The sequence below is a fragment of the Candidatus Poribacteria bacterium genome (genome assembly GCA_021162805.1).
GTDB lineage: Bacteria > Poribacteria > WGA-4E > B28-G17 > B28-G17 > JAGGXZ01.
On record JAGGXZ010000225.1, the window covers coordinates 1 to 10246 of the forward strand.

At 53.4% G+C, this 10246-nt stretch carries 11 protein-coding genes and 2 tRNA genes; 1 reads left to right on the plus strand and 12 read right to left on the minus strand.

Annotation, left to right across the window (positions count from 1 at the left end; all coding sequences use genetic code 11):
- Positions 1-310 precede the first annotated feature (310 nt).
- The 10 genes from J7M22_18750 to J7M22_18795 all read right to left on the minus strand — a co-directional run bounded on the left by J7M22_18750 (position 311) and on the right by J7M22_18795 (position 7815).
- The gene (locus tag J7M22_18750) at positions 311-670 is read right to left on the minus strand and encodes a hypothetical protein (protein MCD6508645.1); all 360 of its coding nucleotides are present in this window, start codon (positions 668-670) and stop codon (positions 311-313) included.
- A complete protein-coding gene (locus J7M22_18755; GenBank protein ID MCD6508646.1) occupies positions 636-1946 on the minus strand; it encodes a hypothetical protein in 1311 nt (436 codons plus the stop codon). The genes J7M22_18750 and J7M22_18755 overlap by 35 nt, the downstream gene beginning before the upstream one ends.
- Complete coding sequence (locus J7M22_18760; protein MCD6508647.1) at positions 1910-3118, minus strand: hypothetical protein; 1209 nt, start codon at positions 3116-3118, stop codon at positions 1910-1912. Before J7M22_18760 ends, J7M22_18755 begins: the two co-directional genes overlap by 37 nt.
- Complete coding sequence (locus J7M22_18765; GenBank protein ID MCD6508648.1) at positions 3115-4167, minus strand: Ldh family oxidoreductase; 1053 nt, start codon at positions 4165-4167, stop codon at positions 3115-3117. Before J7M22_18765 ends, J7M22_18760 begins: the two co-directional genes overlap by 4 nt.
- A 74-nt stretch (positions 4168-4241) precedes the next feature.
- Complete coding sequence (locus J7M22_18770) at positions 4242-5723, minus strand: S41 family peptidase (protein MCD6508649.1); 1482 nt, start codon at positions 5721-5723, stop codon at positions 4242-4244.
- Between the two features lie 68 nt (positions 5724-5791).
- Positions 5792-6331 (minus strand): hypothetical protein, encoded by a 540-nt coding sequence (locus J7M22_18775; protein ID MCD6508650.1) that lies wholly within the window; start codon positions 6329-6331, stop codon positions 5792-5794.
- A gap of 16 nt (positions 6332-6347) precedes the next feature.
- On the minus strand, positions 6348-7001 hold the full coding sequence (locus tag J7M22_18780; GenBank protein MCD6508651.1) for a zf-HC2 domain-containing protein: 654 nt from the start codon (positions 6999-7001) through the stop codon (positions 6348-6350).
- Positions 6991-7590, minus strand: coding sequence for a sigma-70 family RNA polymerase sigma factor (locus J7M22_18785; GenBank protein MCD6508652.1), 600 nt, complete (start codon positions 7588-7590; stop codon positions 6991-6993). Before J7M22_18785 ends, J7M22_18780 begins: the two co-directional genes overlap by 11 nt.
- A 67-nt stretch (positions 7591-7657) precedes the next feature.
- Positions 7658-7729, minus strand: a tRNA-Thr gene (locus J7M22_18790).
- 10 nt (positions 7730-7739) lie between these two features.
- A tRNA-Phe gene (locus J7M22_18795) sits at positions 7740-7815 on the minus strand.
- A gap of 333 nt (positions 7816-8148) precedes the next feature.
- On the opposite strand from J7M22_18795, the gene J7M22_18800 reads away from it, so the two are divergent.
- Positions 8149-8661, plus strand: coding sequence for a hypothetical protein (locus J7M22_18800; protein MCD6508653.1), 513 nt, complete (start codon positions 8149-8151; stop codon positions 8659-8661).
- Positions 8662-8756: 95 nt separating this feature from the next.
- Here the strand turns inward: J7M22_18800 and J7M22_18805 are convergent, their stop codons facing one another.
- Positions 8757-9569, minus strand: a complete 813-nt coding sequence (locus J7M22_18805) for an RNA methyltransferase (GenBank protein MCD6508654.1) — start codon at positions 9567-9569, stop codon at positions 8757-8759.
- A gap of 18 nt (positions 9570-9587) precedes the next feature.
- A partial coding sequence (locus J7M22_18810; GenBank protein MCD6508655.1) for a LamG domain-containing protein occupies positions 9588-10246 on the minus strand: 659 nt, incomplete at its 5' end.

Below are 10246 nucleotides of genomic sequence, written 5' to 3' on the forward strand. Positions count from 1 at the left end.
AGTGGGAAAAAAAAACCTTGGGAAGGAAAAATCCCTTTTGGATCAACCTTCTCCAAAACTGCGTTATTTTTATTAATAAAGGACAAGTGCATACTGTATGGGGCGCGAGCTCATACGATCTCAGTAATTGAGAAGGAAGGATGAAATAAATGTCAGTTCCTTCTCCTAATATCTCTCTGGGCATCATAGAGGGGACTTTTCCTATCGCAGAAAGAGAGCTTGCTAGGAATTCTGTGTAAATACCTCTGCGATCTCCCCCGGAAGTGAATGGCAGGCAAGAGGATCTGAAGGCGAAAGAATATGCCTGATTTCAGATGACCCTTGGAAAGGCCCGAGCCTCCTCGATGACGCGTTCATCCTCCAGCACATATCCCAGATCCCCGAAACCCCTGAGCCAGTATGGCACCTCCTCCCAGTGGCTGTGGCCCTCGCCGTCGGGGCTCAGCCATGCGTTTCCCTCCTTCCTCAGGAAATCGCTTATCTCCGTCAGATGTCCGAAAAAACCATCGGCCTGGAGCCGAAGCTGTTTAAGCAGCCACCCTCGCGGCCTGATCGAGCCTACGGGCAGCTTTAAAAACGGGCTGGGCGTCAATGGCGGTCGATTTCCGACGTAAAAGTCGTTGACCCTCTTCGCGTCAGGACGATCTACGACCTTGATCTCCTCGTTCATACCTCCTTCTTCGCCATAGGATGACATATGTCGTGCCTGCCACGAGGACGAGCAGGGATGAGAGGGCGATCAGGATGTTGCGCCACGGCAGACCCGCTCCACCTCCTTTCACCACCGTGGCCGGTCCGGCGAAAACGGCCTCCTCCATCTGTCCCTCCAACATCCCATCCCAATCGGCCGACAGCAGAAGATCCCATCCCGGATTTGCCTCCTTCACCTGGCATGAGCAACCTCCGACGAGGAAGTAGCATATCTCCTCGACGTTTTCCTTCTTTATCTCATCCCCGACAAGGGCGCATAGAACCCGTCCCCGGCCGAAGATGGGGAAGGCTATAGGCTGTCGTATCTTATCGTTGTTTGGAATGCCGATCCTCTGTGCTGCCCGCAATGTGCCTTCGGCCAGCAGATCCCCGAAACCCTCTCGATGGGCAATCTGCTCCACAAGCGTCACCATGGCCTCGGCATCGCCGAAGCGGAGTTCCAGCCCGCTGGTGTCCTCTGTTGTGAGCAGCCCCCGCTCGAAACACTCCATAGCCCAGGCGATAGCATTGCCGGTGGAGATGGTGTCCAGCCCATATGCTGCACACAGTTGGTTCGCATAGGCGATGGCCTCCAGGTCATCAATCCCACAGCAGGAGCCGAGGGCGGCGACCGTCTCACACTCCGGTCCGCCGTATATGGGGTTCACCTCATAGCGGCCCGCGACCTTCACCACATTGATCTTAGGGGCGAAACGGATCATCTTCTCGACGCCGCTGTATCGATATCCCGATAAGGCTGGAATCGCGCCCCAGCTTGCCATCGCCCTCGCGTAGTGGTTTCCGCATTCGGCTTCATTCCACGGATTCCTCCTCAGCCCGTCGTATCGCCTTCTGATGCTCTCTATCACCTCGATACCTTCCTCGACCATATCCTCATAGATCATGTGCACGGCAAACTGATATTCAAATCCGGTCATCGCCTCGCTGAAATAGGGGAAGGGCCGTTTGGGACGGTCGCCCTTCGGCCAGGTGCATATCAAAGTTGCCGATTCGTCGTTCAGCGCGAAGGTGCGCATCACGTTCGGGTGATGATCATAGAGGTCCCTTTTGAAATTATACCTGTAGATCGATCTGAGCGCCGATCGGATGTTCCCCGGCTTCAGCAGATGACCTAATCCCAGGATATGGGCCATGTATTGGCCGACCATTTGATCTATCAGACATCCTGATCCGAACTGATAATCGGGATGTTCAGGATCTATCCGAGGAAGGCGGTTGCCTGCTCGTAGTTCCAAACGTGCGTGCACGAGCCGAAACAACAGCCCGATTTCGAGGAGCAGCCTTCGAAGCCGAAGAAGCGGCCATCGGCCGTCCGGAAGCAGGTCTGGCACCTCAGCGTCGAGAGGTTATTCAACGTCGCCTCCTTGACCGGCTGCGGCAGGGTACTTGAGCAGATCGTTTCGACAAACTGCACCGTCCAACGCTCAAGTTCCTCAAGCTCATCCTTCACCTGAAGGATCACATCCCAGGCGTTTTTAAATTTCCCCGTGTAATAGTTGCCCACATAACCGATATCCTCTCCCTTTGAGAGACCCCAGCCACAGATTTCAGCCGTCCTGTTTGGGAAATGCCAGGCGAGGATGAAGGCGAGTTTCTCCTCCTCACCCGGCGGAATGGCACATGAGGACGCCAGGGACGAGTGAGTTGCTCCGGGGTCATCGTGGCCGTTTAAAATCCCATCTTCGGAGAAATCATCCCAGAATTCCAACAGATCGCTCCTCCATGCCCTGTTCGCTATCCAGTCCCTGTGGCTTACATCACTGTCCAGGGCTGCAAAGGCGATCGTTCCCCACTGCGGCGATTCCCTGGGGACCTTTTCGGAGCGAAGGAATAGCCCTCTGATCCCCTCCTCTTCGAGGTAATCTATCACCCCTCCCTCCGCCTTGCCCTCGACGCCGTCATAGCCGATGAAGTTCTCAATGCTGAAAGCTATGGAGACTTTCAGGGAGGAGGATGTCGGGTTTAGGAGGACGAAGCGGAACACGGCGATCGGAAGTCCGGATCGGTCGGCATCAAGCGGTATGAGAGGATTAAAGGCCTCAAGACGAACGGCGATCGGGACGGAAGGATCTTTCAAATGAAGCTGAGCCAGCGGATATGCCGCCTCAAAGAGAGCTTCCCTGAAACATGGCAACCCAGCTGCTGTCTCGTCCACGCCGAAATCCCCCTCATAGGGCGGCTGTAGGATATCTTCCAGAACCCTGGTCATGGGAGGTTCACCCTCCACCCATATGGCGAAAAAGGTATCCTTAGGCGAAAATCCCTTCGATGGGCGGTTCATGATCTCCCAATCCCTGAGGTTTCCCCTCCCTCCTAAGCTCACCGTTCCCGCCCCGATCCCTCCCAGCGGAAAAGCGATCCGTGAAAGCCGTTCACCTCCGTAGCGCGTAAGCACTGGCCATTTCATATCCTTACTCCCACCTTTCGGGCAGCCTCGATGATCTGCCCCCAAGTAACCTCATCCACGAAGATCCCATCACGCAATCTTTTCGCCTTCGTCCGGTTTTCGATCTCGCCCGGCATCAGGATCTCGTCGAATCCGGGGGCGAGCGGGCAGGATTTTATGAACCGGACGAACCGATCGACCTCCGATTTGAAATCACCGATCGGCCTGAATCCTTCGATGTTGATGGCGAGGGCGAGGATAGAGTTACCGAGCCTTGATCCCGGAGTTCCGCTACAACCCGCTCCTGAAAGAGCACCTGAGAGTACGTCCACTATCACGCTTAATCCGAACCCCTTATATCCGACCTGTCCTCCCATCGGCAGAAGTGCGCCCGGTGGTTTATCCTCTGAGCCGTATAAATCGTTCGGATCGGTTGAGGGTCTGCCCTCGTGATCGATTATCCATCCTTCAGGCAGCCTTTCCCCCCTGTTTCGTTTGACTCTAACCTTACCCTCAGCCGCTACGCTTGTGGTTATGTCCAGCAGGATCGGTTCACCCTCGCCGCGAGGGATGGCGAAGGAGATCGGGTTGGTTGAGAGCCTCCTCTCCTTCCCGCCCCATGGGGCGACCAATAGCCCTGCGCCGTGATTGTTGACCGTCACCATCCCGATCATGCCCTCATATGCGGCCATCTCGGCGTAATCTCCTATCCGACCCACATGATTGCATCTCCGGGCCGCAACAGCCCCCAGATAATTGGCCTTCGCCTTATCGATCGCCGTTTTCATCGCTTTTGAGGCGACCACCTGGCCGAATCCCCATTTCCCGTCTATCACGGCTGTAGTCGGCGTTTCACAGAGAACCTCTATGCCACATCCGGGTTTTATCATCCCCTTAAGCAGCATATCGATATACTGGGGGATTCTGATCACCCCATGTGAGTCATGGCCGGCGAGGTTGGCGTTGATAAGGGCCTGTGAGACCGTTTCGGCCTCATCGTCGGGAACACCGGCCGATTCGAAGATCGAGAGCGCTATCTCCTTCAATTGCTGGGCCTCAAATGTTGGCATCTCGTCCTCCTCTAGGAAAAGAAAAAGGGCGGCCTCACCGGGATTTGCCGCCCTCATCCTATGTCCGGTCGGACTTACATCTTTATCGGTTTTTCGGAGGAAAGCGCTTTGGCGACCATTCCGTTCTTGATGACTTCGATCGCCTTTTGGAGCTGTTTATCCGTATCCGGATCGGGCACTCTGGATATTCCGACGTTCATGTCGAAGACCTTACGCGCCTCGATTTTAACTATCTCCTCGTCCAGGTTTATTCCCTCTTTCCTCAGCTTTTTCATCAACTGTGGCAGCTTCGCTTCGATCAGCTTGAAGTCTTTAGGTGTCTTACCGTTTTTCCTTTCGTATGACTCGATACAGGAGATGACGAAATTCTCCAACACTCCTGATTCATACATCTTCTCCCTCATCGCCGCCTGTATATCATCCAGCTTTCTGGGTTCGACGATGATGTTCGGCTCGATACCCTGTTTATCGATGCAGACGCCGCTGGGAGTGTAATACGAGGATATCGTTATCGAGACGGCGCCACCGTATCGGAGCGGGAACCTCTCCTGGACCACTCCTTTGCCGTAGGTTTTCGTCCCCAGGAGCACCCCTCGTTTGTTGTCCTTGATCGCTCCGGCTACGATCTCCGAACCACTTGCGCTCACCTCGTTGACGAGCACAACGAGATCCATATCGTTCGGTACAAGCGTCTTCTCATCCGCCATGAAGACGTTGTTAAACTCCTTCCTTCTGCCCTTCGTCGAGACGATAACGCCCTCTGAGAGGAAAGCATCGGCGACCGCTTTAGCGGCCGAGAGTAGGCCTCCTGAGTCCCATCTCAGATCCAAAATTAGCGCCTTCATTCCCTGTTTCTTGAGCTCATTTACCGCTTTGGTGAACTCCTGTTCCGTCCTGCCCGTGAAGCTCATCACCCAGATATAGCCTATCTTATCAGGGAGCATTGCATATTTAACGCTCTCTATATCTATCACCTGTCTGATGAGGGTAACGTCGAATGGTTCCGCTCTGCCCCTCCGCTTGATCGTAACGGTTACGGGGGTGTTAGGCTTGCCGCGGAGCATATCCACGACGTCGTAGATATTGAGCCCTGTTTCAGCTCCAAGCACAGCCGTCTTTCCGTCAACCTTCAAGATGATATCTCCTGGCCGGAGACCGGCGCGCGAGGCGGGGGTATTAGGGAGAGGCATCGCTATCTTTATGAACCCCTTGTCCTCATAGATACGTATCCCTATCCCACCGAACTGCGCTTCAAACAGGTTCTCACGCTCACGCTTTTGATCCTCAGGGCTTTGATAAAAGGTGTATGGATCTCCCAGGGAAGCCAGGGCTCCCTTGATGGCGCCCTCCATCATCTTTTTGACGTCGACCTCCCGGTAATAGTTCTCGCGGGTCATCTGGATAACTTCGATAAGGGTCTTTTGGAGTTGAATGATCGTGGCCCGATCGCCCGATCGGTTAGCGTCCTCGCTTTGGCCTATCTTCAGCGCCGCCGTCAGAGCACCCGCGAAGACCAGGATCAGTAGGATATGAAGCACATATCTCCGGTTCCGCATCAAGGATAACCTCCACATTATCTGGCTTGGCATCAGAAATTATACATCCAATTCAACCGCCTGTCAATTCATCTCTTTCTGCTTTCCGCCATCTCCCTTAGTTGCATCAGAATCCTCCTCAGATCGCGCTTGTAGTTTTCCAGGAAGAGAACCAGCTTTGCCCGCTGAGTGACGGTTAGACCGGAATTGAGATCGTCGTAAGCCCGCTCTATGTCGGCATGGAACTTATCGTCCAGAGCTTTGAGCTGCTGGAGAAGCGATTCAAGCTGGGATTCGGAAGGTTCCCCGCTCATGGTGAGCTCCTTTATCCTTTTCACCAGGTTTTTCCTGCTATTATAGTATCGCCGTTTGATCTCATCGATCCGATCGAACTTGGGGATGAAGGTTTTGAGCTGATCCGAGGTGAGCTCCAGTTCCTTTGTCGCTTTCCAGATCTTGACGATATCGAGCAGCTCCATTGTCTCCTCGGACCACGCCACGTTATGTCTTTTCGGGGCGGGAAGCGCTCGACGTTCAGCTCCTATATTGGCGCTTAGAGGCACTAAGATGCCAAGTACAAAGCTGAATATGGCAACTGAGGCGAAAATCATTATGTTTTTCTTCCCCATAGCTGTGAAAACCTCCTTAATCTTTCATTCCGGCCAAAACCAAACCCGTTTCATATCCGATCTCACCATAATCCGGCGGTCCGATCAACTCGGGTTCAATCAATGCATCCATCTTATCTCCGTTTACAGATGTATCGGATTCGCCCCGGTTCACCTCCGATTCCACGTAGATATCGGATTGAGTTTCATCCTCGGCCGGCACGGCCATTCTCTCGATCTGCTTCACCTGGGTGCTATCGATCAACATGGAGAGATAGGGACGTATATCAGTCTGTTGGATCTTGATCGTTTCACCGGACAGCAGAGGGTTTGTAAGCATGGGGGAAAGCTTAATCCCGATCGTCACCATCAGCAGGAAGATCGAGAGCACCAAGGCGGCAAACCCCGCTATCGGGAGGAATTGAACGGATCTGGGTCTTCTAAGCGAATATATGAGCATCTCCTCCTCGATCCGTCTATGCAGATCGGTCATGAATTGATTCCATCTCTCCTCGCTCGGGTATTCCATCTCCAGACTGGAAGCGAGCTCGATCGTCCTCCTCAGCTCCGTCTCTTCCCTCCTGCATCTCGGGCATCTTGACAGATGCTCCACGACCTGCCGCTCCCTACGGGGTTTGAGAACACCCTCTATATATCCCGGAAGCAGATCGGATACTTTGTCACACTTCATCATGTTCTTCCTCCCCGCGCACATATGGTGATAATATCTCTCTTAACTTCCGTGTGGCATGAAACAGATTTGCCTTCACGGTTCCGATGCTTCTGTTTAAAACCCCTGCGATCTCCTTCAAGGATAGACCCTCATAGTGTCGAAGGATGAAGACCTGTCTCTGCATATCGGGTAAACTATCTATTGCCTCCTCTATCTTTCTCCTCAGCTCCTCGCGTTCCACCTTATCGTCCGGCGATGAAATTCTGCTGCCGCTGTAGAGGTAATTCTCACCTTTATGAGGCAGGTTTTCGTTGATCTCCATCTCATGATATCTCTTTTTGCGCCTCGTATAATCTATACAATAGTTCCTTGAGATGCTGTAAAGCCAAGTATAAAAGGAGGATTTATGTCTGAATGTCCCCAGCGATTTGAAGGCGCGCAGAAAAATCTCCTGTGTCAGGTCGAGAGCATCATCGGGGTTATGCGTGAAGTTGTAAGCTATCTCGTAAACTCGCTTTCTATATCGCCTGACCAGCTCGTTGAAGGCTTCAAAATCGCCTTCCTGAAACCTCTTCACCAGGATGTAGTCTAAATCCCTGTCATCCATTGAATTCCTGAAAATTGGACGATTCGGAGTCAGGAAAGGTTTAAGGGCCCGGGCGGGATAGGAGAAAAGCCGGCGAGAGGACTCGAACCTCCGACTAGCTGATTACGAATCAGCTGCTCTGCCTCTGAGCTACGCCGGCATAGCTGATATGGTGCCGAGAGGCGGAATCGAACCGCCGACACGAGGATTTTCAGTCCTCTGCTCTGCCGACTGAGCTATCTCGGCACCCTAACAACTAAAAATATACCAAAACCTTCCCTGTATGTCAAGGTCACGCTTTGGAATTTTTCCGCCCCTACAACTCCAGTCGGCACTTCAAACCGCCCTCACTCAAGAAGGCCTCTCTCGAGGGTATTGTCGATGAGGGCGAAGATGGCAGACTGGGACATGCTCGACCAGACCATGACCAGAAACGTGCCCAGAAGAAAGAGAGACCAAGATCGACTGATCAGGTAGATGGTATATCCCAGAGAAGCAACGAGGTCGAAGAGAACGAAAGAGCATTTCCGTCCTAGCCTGTCCGAGATAATCCCCCCGGGATATTGATACACCGCTCCGATGAGCACGGCGCTCGCGCCGAGCGCCTCAAGGTATTTGGGGACAAACCTCAACCACAGCTCGCCTCCCATCCCCAATACAAGCATAGCGCCCAGAGATCTCGTAACGCTTAAAAAATGGGAGTTCGATGAGGAAGTCCGAGGTAGAGCGGCCGAGATCAAGCAAGGTGTGAGGCTTTCACCAGAACAAAGATATATCATCGAGGAGCTGGAGATTTTAGGGCGCGGGATTGACGACGAGGATATCCGAAGGAGGATCGGAGTTCTGGAGAGGTGTTATAGACACCCTAAGCTGCCACCTGCTGTAATAAAGGCGATGAGATCACTGTACAAAAGCAAAGTTAAAGGCGAGAATCTGCTGAGGAACCTGGAGGATATCTACCATCTGTATAGGTTAAAGGATATCACCTCTCCCGAAAGGGATTATAAGGCGGAGGGTGAGGGGAAGGTATCGAGGATCATATGTAGCGAAGGGCTGACGTGCATCGCTGATCGTTCAGACTCGGGATCATAACAGCAGACTTTATACTTCCTATCGGCATAGGCAGGTAGCCCTCCCGGTTGAGCCGAGCGTTTGAACGCTGTTGAATATGCAAGCATTCGCCTCACTCATCCCATCCTCCTCGATTTTTCCGGTCGAAGGAGGGCCTCGTACAGTATCACGCCCGCCGCCACTGAGACGTTCAGCGAGTCAGCCCTCCCCACCATCGGTATTCTCACCCTTTCATCGGCCGCCCTTATCAGCCACCCCGGCAGTCCCTCTCCCTCATTGCCCACCATGACGGCGAGCGGGAAGGGATATGCCATCCCGCATGAAACTCGCTCGGCATGAGGGGATGTGGCCAACAGATGAAATCCCTTCCCCTTCAGAAATCCCATCACGTCGTCGGGGTCCCTCTCAAGGATAAGTGGGACGGCGAAGATCGAGCCCATCGACGCCCTGACGCTTTTGGGATCGAACGGATCGGCGGATCGGCCCGTCAGGATAAACCCATCCACGCCGAAGGCATCGCACGTCCTGATCATCGTCCCGATATTGCCCGGATCCCTTATCTCATGCGCCCAGAGGAGACATGATCGGCTTGAGAGGGATATCTCGCTCAGATCGGCCTGGAAGATCTTCGCCACCCCGATGATGCCCTGTGGGTTGTCCCTGAGCGAGATGGACTCGATAACCCGTTCGGAGACCTGAAGGACTCTTATCCCCATCCTTTGGGCCTCCTCTAGGAGCTCAAGCCCTATATCGCTTTTGAGCCTTTCAGGACAGTGAAATATGATCTCCAGTTCAGCCCTTGCCTCGATCGCCTCCTTGAGGAGGCGTATACCCTCGACGAGAAACCTACCGTGTGCCCTTCGATGTTTCCTGTGATGCAGGGATCGTGCCAGTTTGATGGATGGGTTCCTGACGCTCGTTATAACCATCTCAGGGAAAGATCTGGTTCATCCCTTTATTTCCCCCCAAAGGGTTGTCAGCTTTCCAGAGGGCTCCACCGCCAGCTGCCCGCTTATTATCTTCTGAAGGCCGGACTCCATGACGGTCTGGATATCCTTATCGGTGAGAGCGACGTTGAAGATAGCTGCTTCGTCTATGATGCCGACGAAGTAGGAACCTCCTCCCCATCTCCCGATCTCGACGGGGTTCGTCGTCGGAGCCACCTTGCCGGGGCGAGTGCTTGAACCGCTGAAGACGCCGTTGACGTAGACTTTCAACTGGTTGCTTTTCTCATCGGCGTTGTAGGTGGCGGCGAAGTGTATCCATTCCTCTTTTTTCGGCACGAAAGCGCTGGCGCGCGGTTCCCAGTTGCCCTGGGCTTTAACGAAAGCCGACATCTTGTTCCCTTCCTGAGGCGGATCGATCCTCAGCAGGTATTCGTCACTTTTAGCTATCAGCTGTCGCCATGTGCTTATATCCTTGGCGAAGAACCAGGCCATCATCGTCAACTGTTTTCCTATCTGCAGTTCCGGTGTGCGGTGAAGATATACGGCTCTTACCTTGTTGCCCTGGATACCTTTCTGATAGCCAAGAGCAGCAAGAAGATGATAGGAGTCCAAAAGTGGAAGGATCATTCCTCTAACCCAGACAGGGGAGAATATATAAC